This window comes from Sinorhizobium terangae, assembly GCF_029714365.1.
In the GTDB taxonomy this organism is placed as follows: Bacteria; Pseudomonadota; Alphaproteobacteria; order Rhizobiales; family Rhizobiaceae; genus Sinorhizobium; species Sinorhizobium terangae.
The window spans coordinates 1176729-1193104 of the sequence record NZ_CP121660.1 but is presented as its reverse complement, the minus strand read 5'-3'; the positions used below and the strand labels follow the sequence as shown (position 1 = coordinate 1193104).

The window sequence follows — 16376 nt, the reverse complement described above, 5'->3', positions numbered from 1 at the left end:
TGCAGCAAGCAAGCTGCCGAAAATTAGGGGATCGGTCGCTGGAAATTGGGGGACTGCACCGATTTTGCCTGAGCTCGTCCGCGCATAGGCTGATGGTGTCACCATTGGAACAGACAATCTGCCGCGCTGCGCGTCTTATATCATCTCCAAAGGACTATGTAGCCCTTTGAATTGGGCAGTTGATGGCTCACGGAGGAGGGACAGCGATGACCAAACGTTCTATCGCATTGGCAATGGGCTTGCTCGCCATGACAGGCGCGGCGGCGGCCTCGGACCTCAAGCCGGGGAACGGCCACAGCATGCATCTCGGCCGCTTTAATGGCGCTGTGTATTACACGGTCGAAAAGGACGGCTACCGTGTGGTTGCGACCTTGGCCTCGGGCACAGACGAGCAGCCGATCCGCTTCGTATCCACGCTAGAGCCGGGGCAGCGGCTGATGATCTCCGTGCCTCAAGAGATCGGCCAACCTTCGGTCGACTTCGAGATCGTACGCGACGGCAAGGCCCTGTTCGTGCACGAGCCCGGCATCGCCCCATTGGGCAATGTATCGGCCGAACTCAGGGAGTGAAGTTTTCATTTCGACCGGTTCCAAACCGGACTGGTCACCGACAATTCGGGGTGTGAACACCGCCGGCACGAGAGCTTCGGAAGGGAGGGGACGATGCTCTACACGCTCACTATGTTGGTTTGCCTGTCGAGTGCGCCCGAGGCTTGCGAGGTCCGCGAAGAGATCGTTTGGGACTTGGCCGCGAATCCAGGCGTCGCGTTTATGCAAGCGCAGGCATTCGTCGCGCATTGGATCGAGGAGCATCCCGGTCGTTTCGTGCAGCGGTGGAGGCTTTTGCCGGACCTGAAGGTCTGAGATCTTTACGCAGGTCCAAGAGCCAATCGCATCGCGGTCACATCGCGAAGCGCCGTCAAGGCAACGGGACATGCGTCGATTGCAGTATCTGGTTCTGTTGGCTGTCGTTTTCTTTGGCTTTGCGGGCGGGGGAATGTTCGCAGAGGGTGCAGCCGCCGACGGATTCTACCGGGTCGTCGGCGGCAAGGCCGATGTGCGGACCTATAACGGCTACCGCCGCTACAATGCCGGCTGCAACCATTGCCATGGTCCCGATGGAATAGGCTCGAGCTTTGCTTCCTCCCTCATCGACCGGCCGCTCGGTGTAGAGGAGTTCAGGCGCGTCGTTCGCAACGGCCGCAGCAGCGGCGGCACTTCGGTCATGAAGGGCTTCGGCAACGATCCCAATGTCGCTCCCTATATCGACGACATCTACGCTTATCTCAAGGCCCGTGCCGAAGGCGCGCTCGGCCGCGGGCGCCCTGAGAGATTGGAGCCATAGTGCATGTCGCCCAAAAGTGTGCAGCGGCTTTTGGACAACGACTTGCATAAAAGCAGAGCCAAGAGCGCGTCGCATGCGTCCGATTGAACACGACGCGCGCGCTAGAACCGTTTCAATGCCGGCGCGCATCTAACTACGACGATTGGCGCGTGAGCGGTTTACGGCGAGGAAGTGGCGCACGACCGGCGCCTCCGGTCCCTGCTGGAAGCGCAGAACCTCCTGCTGGACATCGGCGTCCGCCTTTGACACCCGCCGATGCTGTCTGAGGTGCTCGGCCCAGGACTCGACCATGAACCATTCGACGATCCGTTCCGGTTCGGCCGCATCTTCCGTCACACCCCAGCTATAGGCGCCGTCGCGCCGCCGCTCCTGCGACAGGCGATGGAGGGCGTTGAGAAATCCATCCCTGTCGGCTCTTGCGACCCGGTACTCGATGAGGATCATCACCGGGCCCCGGTCATTCTCGACGGGCTCGGCCGTCAGCGGCTCGGGCCAATGGTTCGACGCGACGAGATCGGCCTCGCCCCTCGGAAGCTTGAGCGGATGAAAGAGGAGGCCGACGGCGAACAGGCCGGCAGCGCCGATCAACAAAGTGAGCGGAACACCGGCCGCCTCGGCGACAACACCCCAAATGAGGCTGCCGGCGGTCATCGCGCCGTTGAACACGGTCAGGTAGACAGCGAGCGAACGGCCGCGCACCCAGTTCGGCAGGATCGATTGCGCGGCGCCGTTGAGTGTCGTCAGGGCAGTAATCCAGGCGGCACCGAGGGCGAGAAGCACCACGGGCGCCAGCCATTGCGGGGGCGCGAACGAGAGGCCTGTCATGACTGTAGCCGTCACGCCTGCGGCGCCGAGAAGAAGGGTGTCCGCATTAAAGCGGGCGCGTAACGTCGGCATCAGAACGGCACCACCGATCGCACCGGCGCCGACCGCGCCGAGCAGAATGCCGTAATAGCCGGCATCGCCGCCAAGGAGATTGCGGGCGACCAGAGGCAGGAGCGCCCATACCGCGCTCGAGAATGCGAAGAATGCGGCCGCCCGTAGCAACACAACGTGAAGCTCGCGGCTTGCCTTGGCGTAGCGCAGGCCGGCCCGGAAGGCCCCGGCGAATTTCTCCGACAGTGCGTCTTCGGCCTCCGGTGGGCGTTTCCACCAGACGAGCGCACTGATGACAAAGAGATAGCTGATGACGTCGACGCCGTAGGTCACGGCTGCGCCGAACCAGGCGAGCAGCACCCCGCCGACCGCGGGTCCGATCGACCGCGCGATGTTGATCCCTAGCGAATTCAGTGCGACGGCGCTCTTGACGTCCTTCTTCTCGACGAGTTCGGGCACGATCGCCTGCCAGGTCGGCGCCATCAGCGCAGCCCCGACGCCGCCCGCGAAGGTAAGCGCAATCAGGGAACTCACCGACTGCAAGCCGGTCGCCGAGAGGAGCAGGAGACAGACGCTGACGCAGGCGAGCATCAGCTGGATGACGATCAGAAATTTGCGGCGGTCGAGGATGTCCGACAGCACACCCGCCGGGATCGCCAGGAGGAAGATCGGCAGCGTGCCGGCCGCCTGGATCGTGGCGACGGCGGCGGGCGCGGGCGAAAGGTCGGTCACCAGCCACGCGCTTGCGACATCGCGGATGAAGCTGCCTGTATTGCCGATAACGGTCGCAACCCAGAGCGTCGCGAAGACCTTCTGACGAAGCGGAGCGAAGCCGCTGGAAGGGGCGGCCGCATCCGTCATGGCTGACCGGACCTCCGGTCATGAAGGTCCTGCCATGCGACGATCAGGAATGCGCCGACGAGGCCCAGATGCTCGAAGAACGCATTCGTCGCCATGAGACGTTCCTGTCCTGGGGCGAGCTCCCAGAAGCGCAGGGCGACGAAAGTCGCCGCCAATGTGAAGGCGGCAAGTGCAAGTGCTGCGAGCCAGCGGAAGAAGCCGCTCAGTATCATGGCTGAGGCGGCGAGTTCGAAGACGATCACCGCCACGGCGAAGAAGGGTGCGGGATGCAGGCCGAAATGGTTCATCTCGGCAATCGCCCCGCCGAAGTCGAAGATCTTCGTCACGGGCCCCTGGATATAGGCGGAACAAAGGGCGAGCAGCGCCACCCACCGCAAAGCCGGCGCGGCGAAGAGCGGCCTCGCGCGAGCCGCGAGCCGCCTTTCGAATGTTGAAGTCGCGTTCATCATGCCTCCCGTGGTCAGACGGCCCAGCAGGAACAGCCGAGTGCGCCCCAGAAACCCTTGAGATCGGCGACCGGCAGCTTGGACGTCCAGGCGCCGGCATGATCATGGCCGTGGACACCGCAATTGTTGGCGCAGCCGCAAGTGGCGATCGCCGTCCGGCGCAGCGAGCGCTTGCCGGCGCCCTCCGGTTCGCCCCAGGCGGCGTAGCCCGCGTAGGTTCTGACCGGAGACCAGTCGGGCATGGCCGGTGGCACGTTGCTTTCGTCATAGTCGGCAAAGGTGCCCGCCGCATAGACGACCTTGCCGCCGACGACCGTCAGGTCGGAGGTCAGGAACGAAATCTCGTCCTCGGCACAGGCGAAGAAGTCCTTGTCCGGGACGATGAAGTCTGCGAACTGGCCTTTCTCGATGCGACCCTTCTTGCCCTCCTCGTTGGAGAACCAGGTGACGTTTTCGGTCCACATCCTGAGCGCCGTTTCGCGGTCGAGACAATTGCGCTGCGGATAGATGCGCATTCCCCCGACGGTGCGGCCGGTGATCATCCAGGAAAGCGAGACCCAGGGATTGTAGGAGGCGACGCGCGTGGCGTCGGTACCCGCCGACGTCTTGACGCCCTTTTCCAGCATACGCGCGACCGGCGGCGTAGCCTCGGCCGCGCCGAGACCGTAGCGCTCGACGAAATACTCGCCCTGATAGGCCATACGGTGCTGGACGGCGATGCCGCCGCCGAGAGCGGCGATGCGGTCGATCGAGCGCTCGGAGATCGTTTCGGCGTGATCGAAGAACCAGTTGAGGCCATCGAGAGGGATGTCCTGATTGACCTTTTCGAAGACATCGAGTGCGCGCGAGATCGTCTCGTCATAGGTCGCATGCAGGCGCCAGGGCCAGCGGTTCTCGGCAAGGATGCGCACGACGGCCTCGAGTTCCCCCTCCATCTCCGGCGGCATGTCGGGCCGCGGCTCGCGGAAGTCCTCGAAGTCGGCGGCCGAAAAGACAAGCATCTCGCCGGCGCCGTTGTGGCGGAAATAGTCGTCGCCCTGCTTGTATTTGACCGACTTCGTCCAGTTGAGGAAATCGTCCTTTTCCTGCTTCGGCTTCTGGGTGAAGAGATTGTAGGCAAGCCGCACGGTCATCTGGCCGTCGTCGGCGAGCTTCTGGATCACCGCATAGTCATCCGGATAGTTCTGGAAACCGCCGCCCGCATCGATCACGCCAGTGACGCCCAGACGGTTGAGTTCGCGCATGAAGTGGCGGGTGGAGTTGACCTGGTATTCGAAGGGCAGCTTGGGGCCTTTGGCAAGGGTCGCATAGAGAATGCCGGCGTTCGGCCTGGCAATGAGCATACCGCTCGGGTTGCCGTTGGCATCGCGGGCGATCTCGCCACCCGGCGGGCTCGGCGTTTCCCTGGTATAACCGACGGCACGCAGTGCGGCGGCGTTCAGAAGCGCGCGATCGTAAAGATGCAGCAGGAAGACCGGCGTGTCGGGCGCGACCGCGTTGATCTCTTCGAGCGTCGGCAGGCGCTTTTCCTCGAACTGGTGCTCGGTGAAGCCGCCGACGACGCGCACCCATTGCGGCGCCGGCGTAATCGCCACTTGCCGTTTCAGCATATCCATCGCATCGGCAAGTGAGCGGACGCCGTCCCAGCGCAGCTCCATATTGTAGTTCAGGCCACCGCGGACGACATGGGTGTGGTTGTCGATTAGGCCGGGCAATACGCGCCGGCCCTTGAGGTCGATAATCTTCGTGTCGGGCCCGGCGAGCGCCATGATCTCGCTGTCTTCGCCGACGGCAAGAAACTTGCCGTCCTTCACGGCGACGGCGGTTGCGTTCGGGTTCGTCCGGTCGAGCGTGGTCACAAGGCCATGATGGAGGATAAGATCGGCGCTCATTGGCTTGTCTCCAGAAATCGATGCGGGATCGGCGGCGTGCGCCGGCGAAAATAGGCCTGGAAGCGCCAGCACGGACGCTGCTCCCAGAAAGCCGCGACGGGTCGGCATCAGCCGATCTCCCGCGTCGATGGTTGGTCGGGCATATCCTTACTGTCGACTCCGGTCGGCAGTTCCCCGAAAACATGCGGGACGCAGCGGCTGTTGAGCCAGGAAACGTTCACCGGATTGCCCGAGATCAGGCGTTTGGCGACCGGCACTGCCTGCTCGCCGATGAGCATGCCCAGGAGCCCGATCAGTGCGATCACCGGTGGAGCTGGCGAACGAACGTTGAGCAGGCTGTAAATGACGCCCACGAGCAGCCCGGTGCCGAGCGATATCAGGTACATTTTCATCGGCATGGTCCTTTCGGCGAGATGAGCCGTTCCGCCCGATGCGGACGGAACGGTTGAAGCAGCCGGAAGCGTTCAGTGTCCTTCGGACGCACCGAACATGGTCTTGGCGTAGATGATACCGAGGCCATAGGCGCCGCCAAACCTTTTGGCGATACCGGTCGTCATGTCGTAGGTCTCGGTGCGCGCCCAATCGCGCTGCAGCTCCAGCATATATTGCAGCGAGGTCATCGGCCTGACGCCGGCCTGGACCATGCGTTCCATGGCGCGCTCATGGGCCTCTTCCGAGACATCGCCACAGGCGTCGGCGATCACATAGACTTCAAACCCTTGGTCGAGCGCCGAGAGCGTCGGCCCGACGATGCAGACGGAGGTCCACAGTCCACAGAAGACCAGCCGTGGCTTGCCGATGCGGTTGACCTCCTCGATCACCGCTGCGTCCTCCCAGGTGTTCATCGAGGTGCGGTCGAGCAGCGCCTGGCCTTCGAAGGCCTCGGTGATCTCGCCGAACATCGGGCCCGAGAAGCTTTTTTCGGCGACGGTCGTGAGGATCGTCGGCACCTTGAAGCCCGCAGCGGCGTGTGCCACCAGTGCGGCGTTGTTGCGTAGTTGCACCGCATCGATAGACTTGGTCGCAAAGGCCATTTGCGACTGGAAATCGATCATGATCAGCGCATGGTCCTTCGGCGATACCAGAAGAGAACCAGGGGTCGGCGTGGCGTTCGGCATTGAGCCCTCCATTAATTTACCGCACGGACATCAAGCTAGTACGTGCGCGTGAATGCTGATTGTAGATAACTGCGTTCATTGTCGAAAAATGCTCGGACGGTGATGTTTCTTCATCGACTTCGCAATCGTCGTTCGAACAGCTGCCTGTGAACAGCCGATGACGCCTGAGAAGAGCGATGTGTCCGTCATCGGTCGGAAACTCCTATGGGGTTATGGGGTTTTGGTTTGTTGGTGATGTGCGTCGACGCTCAAAGGTCCGGCGCCGGCCGCAGTCAGGTAAAGAAATATGAAGCAGAAGAGGATCGCGGCTACGCCGCCGTTCTGGGCAGGATAGAAGCCTTGCGGAGCGTGCCTGAGGAAATAGGCGAAGGCCATGACACCGGAAAGCACGAATGCAGCGATGCGGGTCTTGAGCCCGATGAGCACAAGGAAGCCGAGCACCAACTCAAAGAGCCCGGCGATCCAGGGCAGGGAGCCGGGCGGCGGGCCGCCGTCGGACATCGGAAATTTGAGGATCTTCTGTGTGCCATAACTGAAAAGGACCAGCGCCGAGACGATGCGCAGGAGGCTCAGGAGGTATGGTTCGTAAGATCTTATGCTTGATTTCATTGTATTCTCTGCGGCTTGTTGATCGGTAAGAAGACACGCGAGTGCCACTCTATCCGCCGGTTTCGTGAGTGATCATCCTTCCTGCGGACAGCTGCTCACGACCCACCCTTAAATTATGGCTTGGTCTGGTTACGACGCGAAGGCTTGTCACCGGGAACGCACTGTCCATCAGCAATTGACGACCGGTGGACGCCATTGCGCTGCACACGCCGCCAAGCGGCTGGCGAGACATCACAAATGGACGAGAAGACGTGCGTCAGATGGCTTTGATCGGTGAAGCCGCAACTGACCGCGATCTCGGCAATGGGCGCCTCACCCAGGAGCAAGGTTTGCGCTTTTTGTATACGGTATTCGGTCAGCCACCGGTGCGGCGTGCGCCCCGTCGATTTCTTGAATGCCCGGATGAAGTGGCTTGTGGACAGGTCGCATATCGACGCGACCTCGTTCATTGATATTTTGCGCGACGCGTGTTCCGCAAGATATGCCGTTGCGGCTGCCAATTGACGTCTGGAAAGGCCGTATTGCCGGGTCGGTGCGAGATCAACGCCACCGTAACGACTTACAAGATGAGCCTGAAAAGCGAGCAGTATGTGGTCCACATATAGCTTGTCGGCGTTCCCCGGATTTGCAAGGGCAGGCAGGAGTGCTTGGCCAAGGTGATACATCACCGGATCGATCTGCCCGGACTCGCACTTTAAGGGAGGGAGATCGGCCCTTCCATTGTCCAGCAAGAAGTCTCGCAAGACGTGTCGGTCGATCGTAAATCGTATGTTGTCGAACGGGGAGCGGTGTTCGCAACGCCAATCCTCGGCAAGATGCGTGATCGACAATGCTCCTTGCGCGTGGCTTCCGTTATGCACCAGCCGTCCATTTCGCCACAAACGATGGTCCTTGAAGGGGCGAAGTTGAACGATCGTGCTGAACGCGTCCGAATTCGGGATTGCGATGCTCTCCTTCTTGACAACATGTTGGCTGCGAACATGAGCAACCGATACAGAATCTGATCGAAGAACGGTCACTTGCGGTCCGATTGACATGAGCTTCCTCCCTTCATTCGTCCAATGCTGAGGCCGGCCGGCCTTCGGAAATGGCTTGCCCAGAGCAGCGTCTCCTTCTGCGATCCCTTTTTGTGTCGGCGGATATGACTTGCACGCAGTCTCGCATTGTACTCCTTGCTAGCCCGATAGCACCGGGCGAGCAGTCCGACTCTCTTACTCTCCGGCTCGGTAATTCCTTGGCGGCCTTGTCGTTTCGATCGTGTATACAGGCTTGCAGGCTTTCTTAGAAAGTGGGATAATTGTGACATATTTGTTCGAGAAAGTTGAAATATGTCCAATCCCGGCACGCCAACTTTCGAGCAACTTCGCGTGTTTCTGGCCGTGGTCGATGCTGGGAGTTTTGCAGCCGCGGCGCGCAACCTCAATCGCGCCGTCTCCGTCGTCAGTTACGGCATCGCCAATCTGGAAGCGCAGCTCGGGCTCGAATTGTTCGAACGCGACGGCACGCGCAAGCCCAAGCTGACGGCTGCAGGACGTACGGTGCTCGCCGAGGCGCGGGCCCTGGCGCAAGGCGTCGACGGCCTGCGCGCCAAGGTGAAGGGGCTGCTCGACGGGTTGGAGGCGGAAGTGAACCTCGCCGTCGACGTGATGCTGCCGGCGGAGAGGATTGGAAAGGCGCTGCACGCCTTCGCCGAGGCGTTTCCGACGGTTTCGCTGTGCCTGCATGTCGAGGCCCTGGGCGCGGTTACTGCGGCGGTGCTCGAACGGAAGGCGATCATCGGCATTTCCGGCCCACTGGCAACGGCCGTTGAAGGGGTGAGTTGTGTTGCGGCAGGGGCGGTGGCGACGGTGCCGGTGGCTGCGCCCGACCACCCGCTCGGGCGCATGCAGAGAATCGAGCCTGGGGAGGCGCGCAACCATGTCCAGCTCGTCTTGACGGACCGCTCTCCTTTGACCGAGGGGCAGGACTTCGCGGTGCTCAGTCCCCGCACGTGGAGGCTCGCCGATCTCGGCGCGAAACACGCGCTGCTGCGCCAAGGGCTTGGCTGGGGCAACATGCCGCTGCCTTTGGTCCAGCCCGATCTCGACGACGGCACGCTTATGCGACTGGCCATTCCTGACCACAATGGCGGGATCTATCGTTTCGCCGGCGTCTGGCGGCGAGACACGCCGCCGGGGCCGGCCGCTTCGTGGCTCTTGGACCAGTTCGTAGCGCTGGGCGCCGGCGACATCGACGAAGAAGGATTTGCCGGGATCTAATTGATGCCGTCGCTACTTTTGGAAGCGGGCCGGGGAGAAGGATCGGGGATCGAGCGCCTCACGTCGAAACGCCTCGGGCAAGGGCGTGTCGATCAGCAGGTTTGCCGCAAGCTGGCCCAGCGACGGTGATGTAAGGATGCCGTAGCCGCCCTGGCCCGCAAGCCAGAAGAAATCCGATCGCCCTGGCGCAAAGCCGACGACGGGCAGCTTGTCGGTGGAAAAGCTGCGAAGGCCCGCCCAGCTCTTTGCGATCCGCCGCACGGAGATGGTGGTGGCTTCCTCAACGTAGTGTGCAGCCCAGGCGACATCGATCTCCTCAGGCTGGACATCGGACGGCTCGCAAGGTGTGGCGTCCGCTGGAGAGGCGAGCAGCCGCCCGCCTTCCGGCTTCATGTAAAAATCCTCGTCTATCTCGTTGATTTCCGGCAAGGTTGTCGCGTCCACGCCGTCCGGGAGATCGACGGTAATGGCGGTGCGGCGATGCGGTACGATGCCGATCGGGTCGACGCCGAAGAGCGCCGCGACCGGATCCGCCCAGGCACCGGCGGCATTGACGACGACCTTCGCGCTGATTTCACCGCCGGCCGTCGTCAGGATCCAGGCGCCTCCATCGCGTTCGGCCGACAGGATTTCATGGCGTTCCAGGACGTCACTTCCATTCCGCCGCGCGCCCCTGAGGTAGCCCTGAAGCAGGTTTTCCACCTCGATGTCCCAGAAATTTGGGTCATAGTATGCGGCTGCAACGTATTCGGGCTTGAGGATCGGAATGCGGGACACGGCCTCTTCCGGTGTCAGACGTTCTATTTCCGGCGCCAACGCCCGTTCCTCGGCCAGAACCGTTTCGAACCGCCCGATCTTGTTGGCGCTGGCGATCATGACTCCGCCGCGCTGCTTCAAGAGGGGCACATCGGTGAAGCCTTGCGGCGGTCGATCAAAGAAGTCTTTGGCGATCCTCGCCAGCGCGCACACTTCCGGCGCGTTGTACCTCAGGACGAACTCGGCGGCGGAGCGGCCGGTGCTGTGGTAGCCAAGCGCGTTCTCGCGTTCGATGACGGCAACCGACCGGTGCTGGCTCAGGAAATGGGCGAGCGACAAGCCGGCGATTCCACCGCCAATGATGACCACATCGTATTTACGCATGTTTTCGGCTCCTCAGGTCGTTGGCGGACAATAAGGAGACCGTCGGGGTCGTTCAAATTTATAGTCGGAAATGTCGTTATCAATCTTGATGATGATTTAGGCAGTGATCCAGCGGTTCCGTGTCCGCGACATGCGCGAGGAAGGCTGCTTCCGCCGGATTGAGGATCGAGTTGGGGTTCGAGATTCGAAAGACGTCCGTCGTCGGAAGATCGCTGTAGGGCGGCAACTGCCATAGCTGCCCGGCCTTGACTGCAGGGCCTGCGAGATGATCCGGCAGCATGCCGATTCCGACATTGGCGGAAATCAGCCGCATGACCTCCTCGACGTTGCAGGAAACGCCCCGGACCTTTTGGCCGAAGGAGCCGATCGCGCGAACGGCGGTCACCGAATTCATGTGCTGCCCGCCAAGGACATCGGCGATGAAGGCGATGTAGGGGTTGCCCCGGAGGTCGTTGAAATCGACGCCGTCGACACCGAACAGCGGATGGCCGCGCCCGCAATAAAGTGCGTACCGCTCGCGGATATGGAAGCTCTTGTTCAGTCCGTCGGGAATGTTGCCGTCGCAAAGGCCCATCGTGGCGATGTTGCGCTCGACGGCGCTGAGCACATCGACGGTCGTCGCGATCGTCACCGACAGTGTCACTTTCGGATGCATTCGGAAGAAAGTGTCGAGCTTGCGATCCCAGGCCGGATTGTGGGCATGGCTGACCGAATGGATATTGAGATGGCCGGTCACCTCTTCGCCCGCGGTCTCCAGCACATTGGGCAGACGGACCACCGCCGCGAAGATGTCCCGGCACTGGCCGTGCAATTTCTCACCCGCTTCGGTGAGATTGAAGCGGCCCGGCCTCCGGTCGATCAGCTTCTGGCCGACGGTCTGCTCCAGCCGCTTCAACGCCATGCTGACGGCGGGCTGCTGCAGAAGCAGCCGGTTGGCCGCGGCCGTGATGCTGCCCTCCTCGACGACAACGACGAAGGTGCGCAGCAGATTCCAGTCGAGATTGTGGGCAAAACGTTCGAGGCGATTGTTGGTCATGGCGGCGGGTGTGTCGATCTCTGTATCGCGTTTGCGAATAATCAGCAGAACCGCCTCGGGCGCAAGGTCCATTCCCCAGACGCATGAGGCAGTGCCTCAATTTCGTTTGAAACACTTGCACCCGCTTGCCATAACCACAGGCGGAAAAATACGACGGGAGAGAGAGATGGCCGAAAAGTTTGAGTTCCAATGGGACGATCCGTTTCTGCTCGAGGATCAACTGAGCGAAGACGAGCGGATGATCCGCGATACGGCGCGCGCCTACGCCCAGGAGAAGCTGCAGCCGCGCGTGATCGAAGCTTATCGCGAGGAAAAGACCGACCCGGCGATCTTCCGCGAAATGGGCGACCTCGGCTTGCTCGGTGTCACCGTGCCGGACACCTACGGCGGCGTCGGCGCGTCCTATGTCGCCTACGGCCTCGTCGCCCGTGAAGTCGAACGGGTCGATTCGGGCTATCGCTCGATGATGAGCGTGCAGTCGTCGCTCGTGATTTATCCGATCTTCGCCTACGGTTCGGAGGATCAGAAGCGGAAGTATCTTCCGAAGCTTATCAGCGGCGAATGGATCGGCTGCTTTGGCCTGACCGAGCCGGACGCCGGATCCGATCCCGCCGGAATGAAGACGCGGGCGATGAGGACCGATGGCGGCTATCGTCTGATCGGCTCGAAAATGTGGATTTCCAACGCACCGCTTGCCGATGTGTTCGTCGTCTGGGCGAAGTCGGAGGCCCATGGAAACGCGATCCGCGGCTTTGTGCTGGAAAAGGGCATGAAAGGGCTTTCGGCGCCGAAGATCGCCGGCAAGCTGTCGCTCCGCGCGTCGATCACCGGCGAGATCGTTCTCGACAATGTTGAGGTCGGCGAGGATGCACTGCTGCCGTATGTGGAGGGGCTCAAAGGTCCCTTCGGCTGCCTTAATCGCGCCCGCTACGGCATCTCGTGGGGCGCGCTCGGTGCGGCCGAATTCTGCTGGCACGCGGCCCGTCAATACGGGCTCGATCGCAAGCAGTTCAATCGTCCGCTTGCCCAGACCCAGCTTTTCCAGAAGAAGCTGGCGGACATGCAGACCGAGATCACACTGGGGCTGCAGGGATCGCTCCGCGTCGGCAGGCTGATGGACGACGGCCGGATGGCCCCGGAAATGATCTCGATCGTCAAGCGCAACAATTGCGGCAAGGCGCTCGATATCGCCCGGATGGCCCGCGACATGCACGGCGGCAATGGCATTTCCGAGGAATACCAGGTCATGCGTCACATGCTGAACCTGGAGACCGTCAACACCTACGAGGGAACGCATGACGTGCATGCGCTGATCCTCGGCCGCGCCCAGACCGGGCTGCAGGCGTTCTTCTGAGTGTCGTCATGGAAACGCCGCTGAAGGGTATTCGCGTTCTCGAACTCGCCCGCATTCTGGCTGGCCCCTGGATTGGCCAGACACTCGCCGATCTTGGCGCCGACGTCATCAAGGTCGAAAGCCCGGCAGGCGACGATACCCGAACCTGGGGACCGCCCTTCGTCGAAGGCGAGGCTGGCGAGAAGCTCGACGCAGCCTATTTCCATGCCTGCAACCGGGGCAAGCGCTCGGTCGTGCTCGACTTCACGACGGAAGAGGGGCAGGAGGCGGTACGGCGGCTGGCGGCGCAATCGGACGTGCTCCTCGAAAACTTCAAGGTCGGTGGTCTCGCCAAATATGGGCTCGACTATGAGAACCTGAGGAAGGTCAACCCTCGGCTCATCTATTGTTCCGTGACCGGCTTCGGCCAGGACGGCCCCTATGCCCATCGCGCCGGCTACGACTACATCGTCCAGGGCATGAGCGGGATCATGGATCTCACCGGTGAGCCGGATCGCGAGCCGCAGAAGATCGGAGTGGCCTTCGCCGACATTTTTACCGGGCTTTACGGTGTGATTGCCGTCCAGGCGGCGCTTGCGCAGCGCGAACGCACGGGCGAGGGGCAGCAGATCGACATGGCGCTGCTCGATTGCATGACCGGTGTACTCGCCAATCAGGCGCTGAATTTTCTCGTCTCGGGCAAGGCGCCGCGGCGTCTTGGCAATGCGCATCCGAACATTGCGCCGTACCAGGTCTTTCCGACCGCCGACGGGCATCTCATCGTCGCCGTCGGAAACGACCGGCAGTTCGTCAAATTCTGCGACGTGCTCGGCCGAGCGGACCTGGCGTCAGACGAGCGATACCTGACCAATGCCGGTCGCGTGCAGCATCGCGATACGCTCACGCCGGAGCTCGCGGCAGAGACGGCGAAGTTTGCGCGGGATGCGCTCCTGGCAAAACTCGAAGCCGCAGGCGTGCCGGGCGGTCCGATCAACACCGTCGCGGACGTTTTTGCCGATCCGCAGATCCTTCACCGACAGATGCGGGTGGATACGCCGCACACCGGCGCGGCGGCCGGTACGTCGCCGGGCGTCAGGACTCCGCTTCGCTTCTCCGGAGCTTCGCTCGCACTCGAGCGCGGCGTACCCCGGCTTGGGGAGCATACGGAAGAGGTGCTGTCCGAGATCGGCCTGAGGCCGAAAGCGAAAGGGTGAGACCCGGCTAGGCTCGCGTCGCAAGATCGCAGTTTTGCCCCTCTCCTCGGGTTTAACCCGAGGACTAACCCTCTCCCCGCGCGCGGGGAGAGGGGATTTTAGACTAGCGCGGGCGCTGCCGCTTGTCCCTTCGCCCCGCTTGCGGGGAGAAGGTGGCCGGCAAGCCGGATGAGGGCATGTCCGCTAAGTTTCTTAACTCTTCAAAGCCCGGCTGAACACCCTCGACAGCCGCTCGGCAAAGGCGCGCGGATCTTCCGGCTTGTCGCCGTCGAGAACGCGCGCCTGGTCGAGCAGGAGCTTTACGGCGTCCTCGCGGAATGCTGCATCCTCGGCGGGGCAGGCAGCGATGGCGGCGATCAGGCTGTGGCCGGGATTGATCTCCAGGATCGGCTTTGCCGCGCCGTCGATGCGGCCGGCTCCCTGCAGCATCTTCTCGAGCTGGCGATCCGGTCCGTGCTCCGGCGCAACGAGGCAGACCGCGCTTTCCGTCAGTCGCTCCGAGGTCCTCACGTCAGAGACCGCGTCGCCGAGCGCCGCCTTGGCAAAGGTCACGAATTCGGCGACGGTCTGGCTCGTCTCCGCGGAGGTCGTACCGTCGGCGTCCTGCTTCGCGATACCGGCGAGATCGGCGGCCCCTTGCGTGATCGACTTGAACGGCTTGCCTTCGAAATCCGGCGCCGAGGTCACCCAGAAGCTGTCAACCGGGTCGGTAAGCAGCAACACTTCGATGCCGCGGGCGCGGAATCCTTCGAGCTGCGGCGAGGCTTTCAATTGGGCAAGGTTGTCGCCGGTCAGGTAGTAGATCGCCGTCTGCCCGTCCTTCATGTCCTTGACATAGTCGCTCAGGGCGCGCGGCTTGTCGTCCGACGCGGTGGTGCGGAAACGCGAAAGCGCGATGAGCTGCCCCCGCCGCTCGAAATCCTCGTAGATGCCTTCCTTGATGACGCTGCCGAAGTTTTCCCAGAGCTTGGCGAAGGTTTCCGGCTCGCTTTCCGCGAGTTTCTCGATGCTGGTCAGCACCCGGTTTGTCAGCCCCTTGCGGATGCTGGCGAGCAGCGGGCTCTCCTGGATCATCTCGCGCGAGACATTGAGGGGCAGATCGGCCGTGTCGATGAGGCCGCGCACGAACCGCAGGTAGCGCGGCAGCAATTCCGCCTCGTCCGTGATGAAGACGCGCTTGACGTAGAGTTTCATCCGTCCCTTGCGATCGGGGTCGAAGAGATCGAACGGCTTGGAGCCCGGCACGAAGGCGAGCGCCGTATATTCGTGCCGGCCTTCTGCCCGGAAGTGAACGGTCGCGGCCGGTTCGTCATACTGGCCGGCGACGCTGCGGTAGAAATCCGCGTAATCTTCCTTGGAAATCTCACTCTTCTGTTTGGTCCAGAGCGCCGTGCCGTCCGCGACTTGGGCGGGCTCTTCGCCGGGCTTCTCCACGATCGAGATCGGTACGGGCACATGGCCGGACTGTTCCTTGACGATCCGCTCGACGGTCCAGCGCGACGTGTAAGTCTTGGCATCGTCCATGAGGTGCAGCGTGATCCGCGTACCGCGCGCCGGAGCATCGGAAAGTTCGACTGCGGAAACTGTGTAGCTGCCCTTTCCGTCGGACGCCCAATGCCAGGCCTTGTCCGAGCCGGCACGGCGGGAGACGACGTCGACATTGTCGGCCACCATGAAGGCAGAATAGAAACCGACGCCGAACTGGCCGATGAGCTGTGCGCCTTCCTTGCCCTGTGCTGCCTCGATCCGCTCCATGAATGCGCGCGTGCCGGAACGTGCGATGGTGCCGAGGGATTCGACCAGTTCGTCACGGCTCATGCCAATGCCGTTGTCCTCAACGACGAGGCGCGCCTTTTCCTCATCCAGCGTCAAAGTAATGCGTGGTGCAGGATCGTTGGCGAGCAGCTCAGGTGCGACGATCGCTTCGTAGCGCAGCTTCTCGCAGGCATCCGCCGCATTCGAAATCAGTTCGCGAAGGAAGATGTTCTTGTCCGAGTAGACCGAGTGCACCATCAAATGGAGCAGCCGCGCCACATCGGCTTCGAAGACATGTTTTTCGACGGACATTTCGACTTCACTCATCGCGTTGCAAACCTCCTTGATTTGTTTGCCCCAATTGGCAAGCAACGCGCCGATTTTCAAGGGCTGTCTTGCTGATGTTGTCTTTCAGTGCAATGTTATCGCCTAAGCATTTGGGACTGTCCGAAAAGTTCGGGCGGATATGAAGTGGCGCAGCAGACTACCCGTTC

General features: G+C 62.0%; 16 protein-coding genes. 6 read left to right on the top strand and 10 right to left on the bottom strand.

Features of this window, described 5'->3' with window-relative positions:
* The first annotated feature begins 206 nt into the window (after positions 1-206).
* The 3 genes from QA637_RS24230 (at position 207) to QA637_RS24220 (ending at position 1344) form a co-directional block, all read left to right on the top strand.
* On the top strand, positions 207-569 hold the full coding sequence (locus QA637_RS24230; RefSeq protein WP_153437445.1) for a hypothetical protein: 363 nt from the start codon (positions 207-209) through the stop codon (positions 567-569).
* 93 nt (positions 570-662) lie between these two features.
* Complete coding sequence (locus QA637_RS24225; protein ID WP_153437446.1) at positions 663-863, top strand: hypothetical protein; 201 nt, start codon at positions 663-665, stop codon at positions 861-863.
* 70 nt (positions 864-933) lie between these two features.
* Positions 934-1344 carry a c-type cytochrome gene (locus tag QA637_RS24220; protein ID WP_283065186.1) on the top strand — a complete coding sequence of 137 codons (411 nt, stop codon included), beginning with the start codon at positions 934-936 and terminating at the stop codon, positions 1342-1344.
* Positions 1345-1473: 129 nt separating this feature from the next.
* On the opposite strand, the gene QA637_RS24215 is transcribed toward QA637_RS24220, so the two are convergent.
* The 7 genes from QA637_RS24215 to QA637_RS24185 form a co-directional block, all read right to left on the bottom strand.
* Positions 1474-3081 carry an MFS transporter gene (locus QA637_RS24215; protein WP_283065184.1) on the bottom strand — a complete coding sequence of 536 codons (1608 nt, stop codon included), beginning with the start codon at positions 3079-3081 and terminating at the stop codon, positions 1474-1476.
* Entirely contained in the window at positions 3078-3527 is a 450-nt protein-coding gene (locus QA637_RS24210; RefSeq protein ID WP_153437449.1) for a DoxX family protein, read from the bottom strand. The genes QA637_RS24215 and QA637_RS24210 overlap by 4 nt, the downstream gene beginning before the upstream one ends.
* Before the next feature lie 14 nt (positions 3528-3541).
* Entirely contained in the window at positions 3542-5527 is a 1986-nt protein-coding gene (locus tag QA637_RS24205; protein WP_283065182.1) for an amidohydrolase, read from the bottom strand.
* Positions 5527-5811: a XapX domain-containing protein gene (locus QA637_RS24200; RefSeq protein WP_283065180.1), complete on the bottom strand. Its 285-nt coding sequence runs from the start codon at positions 5809-5811 to the stop codon at positions 5527-5529. Before QA637_RS24200 ends, QA637_RS24205 begins: the two co-directional genes overlap by 1 nt.
* Before the next feature lie 72 nt (positions 5812-5883).
* Complete coding sequence (locus QA637_RS24195; RefSeq protein WP_153437452.1) at positions 5884-6537, bottom strand: hydrolase; 654 nt, start codon at positions 6535-6537, stop codon at positions 5884-5886.
* 210 nt (positions 6538-6747) lie between these two features.
* Positions 6748-7146 (bottom strand): DoxX family protein, encoded by a 399-nt coding sequence (locus QA637_RS24190; protein WP_153437453.1) that lies wholly within the window; start codon positions 7144-7146, stop codon positions 6748-6750.
* A 113-nt stretch (positions 7147-7259) separates the two neighbouring features.
* Positions 7260-8183 carry an AraC family transcriptional regulator gene (locus tag QA637_RS24185; protein ID WP_153437454.1) on the bottom strand — a complete coding sequence of 308 codons (924 nt, stop codon included), beginning with the start codon at positions 8181-8183 and terminating at the stop codon, positions 7260-7262.
* A gap of 291 nt (positions 8184-8474) precedes the next feature.
* Here QA637_RS24185 and QA637_RS24180 point away from each other — a divergent pair, with 291 nt between their 5' ends.
* Positions 8475-9404 carry a LysR family transcriptional regulator gene (locus QA637_RS24180; RefSeq protein ID WP_153437455.1) on the top strand — a complete coding sequence of 310 codons (930 nt, stop codon included), beginning with the start codon at positions 8475-8477 and terminating at the stop codon, positions 9402-9404.
* Positions 9405-9416: 12 nt separating this feature from the next.
* On the opposite strand, the gene QA637_RS24175 is transcribed toward QA637_RS24180, so the two are convergent.
* Positions 9417-10544, bottom strand: a complete 1128-nt coding sequence (locus QA637_RS24175) for an NAD(P)/FAD-dependent oxidoreductase (protein WP_283065176.1) — start codon at positions 10542-10544, stop codon at positions 9417-9419.
* Between the two features lie 79 nt (positions 10545-10623).
* Positions 10624-11580 carry a LysR family transcriptional regulator gene (locus QA637_RS24170; protein WP_346283787.1) on the bottom strand — a complete coding sequence of 319 codons (957 nt, stop codon included), beginning with the start codon at positions 11578-11580 and terminating at the stop codon, positions 10624-10626.
* Between the two features lie 166 nt (positions 11581-11746).
* On the opposite strand from QA637_RS24170, the gene QA637_RS24165 reads away from it, so the two are divergent.
* Complete coding sequence (locus tag QA637_RS24165) at positions 11747-12934, top strand: acyl-CoA dehydrogenase (protein WP_283065172.1); 1188 nt, start codon at positions 11747-11749, stop codon at positions 12932-12934.
* A gap of 8 nt (positions 12935-12942) precedes the next feature.
* Positions 12943-14127: a CaiB/BaiF CoA transferase family protein gene (locus tag QA637_RS24160; RefSeq protein ID WP_283065170.1), complete on the top strand. Its 1185-nt coding sequence runs from the start codon at positions 12943-12945 to the stop codon at positions 14125-14127.
* Between the two features lie 192 nt (positions 14128-14319).
* Here QA637_RS24160 and htpG read toward each other — a convergent pair whose 3' ends face one another.
* A complete protein-coding gene (gene htpG / locus QA637_RS24155; protein WP_153437459.1) occupies positions 14320-16209 on the bottom strand; it encodes a molecular chaperone HtpG in 1890 nt (629 codons plus the stop codon).
* Positions 16210-16376 lie beyond the last annotated feature (167 nt).

What these genes read in the sequence shown, in the direction of transcription:
- QA637_RS24165 (WP_283065172.1), top strand. Translation starts at nt 11,747, where the DNA reads ATGGCCGAAAAGTTTGAGTTCCAATGGGACGATCCGTTTCTGCTCGAG.
- QA637_RS24160 (WP_283065170.1), top strand. Translation starts at nt 12,943, where the DNA reads ATGGAAACGCCGCTGAAGGGTATTCGCGTTCTCGAACTCGCCCGCATT.
- QA637_RS24200 (WP_283065180.1), bottom strand. Translation starts at nt 5,811, where the DNA reads ATGAAAATGTACCTGATATCGCTCGGCACCGGGCTGCTCGTGGGCGTC.
- QA637_RS24195 (WP_153437452.1), bottom strand. Translation starts at nt 6,537, where the DNA reads ATGCCGAACGCCACGCCGACCCCTGGTTCTCTTCTGGTATCGCCGAAG.
- QA637_RS24190 (WP_153437453.1), bottom strand. Translation starts at nt 7,146, where the DNA reads ATGAAATCAAGCATAAGATCTTACGAACCATACCTCCTGAGCCTCCTG.
- QA637_RS24225 (WP_153437446.1), top strand. Translation starts at nt 663, where the DNA reads ATGCTCTACACGCTCACTATGTTGGTTTGCCTGTCGAGTGCGCCCGAG.
- QA637_RS24175 (WP_283065176.1), bottom strand. Translation starts at nt 10,544, where the DNA reads ATGCGTAAATACGATGTGGTCATCATTGGCGGTGGAATCGCCGGCTTG.
- htpG (WP_153437459.1), bottom strand. Translation starts at nt 16,209, where the DNA reads ATGAGTGAAGTCGAAATGTCCGTCGAAAAACATGTCTTCGAAGCCGAT.
- QA637_RS24170 (WP_346283787.1), bottom strand. Translation starts at nt 11,580, where the DNA reads ATGACCAACAATCGCCTCGAACGTTTTGCCCACAATCTCGACTGGAAT.
- QA637_RS24220 (WP_283065186.1), top strand. Translation starts at nt 934, where the DNA reads ATGCGTCGATTGCAGTATCTGGTTCTGTTGGCTGTCGTTTTCTTTGGC.
- QA637_RS24205 (WP_283065182.1), bottom strand. Translation starts at nt 5,527, where the DNA reads ATGCCGACCCGTCGCGGCTTTCTGGGAGCAGCGTCCGTGCTGGCGCTT.
- QA637_RS24185 (WP_153437454.1), bottom strand. Translation starts at nt 8,183, where the DNA reads ATGTCAATCGGACCGCAAGTGACCGTTCTTCGATCAGATTCTGTATCG.
- QA637_RS24210 (WP_153437449.1), bottom strand. Translation starts at nt 3,527, where the DNA reads ATGAACGCGACTTCAACATTCGAAAGGCGGCTCGCGGCTCGCGCGAGG.
- QA637_RS24230 (WP_153437445.1), top strand. Translation starts at nt 207, where the DNA reads ATGACCAAACGTTCTATCGCATTGGCAATGGGCTTGCTCGCCATGACA.
- QA637_RS24180 (WP_153437455.1), top strand. Translation starts at nt 8,475, where the DNA reads ATGTCCAATCCCGGCACGCCAACTTTCGAGCAACTTCGCGTGTTTCTG.
- QA637_RS24215 (WP_283065184.1), bottom strand. Translation starts at nt 3,081, where the DNA reads ATGACGGATGCGGCCGCCCCTTCCAGCGGCTTCGCTCCGCTTCGTCAG.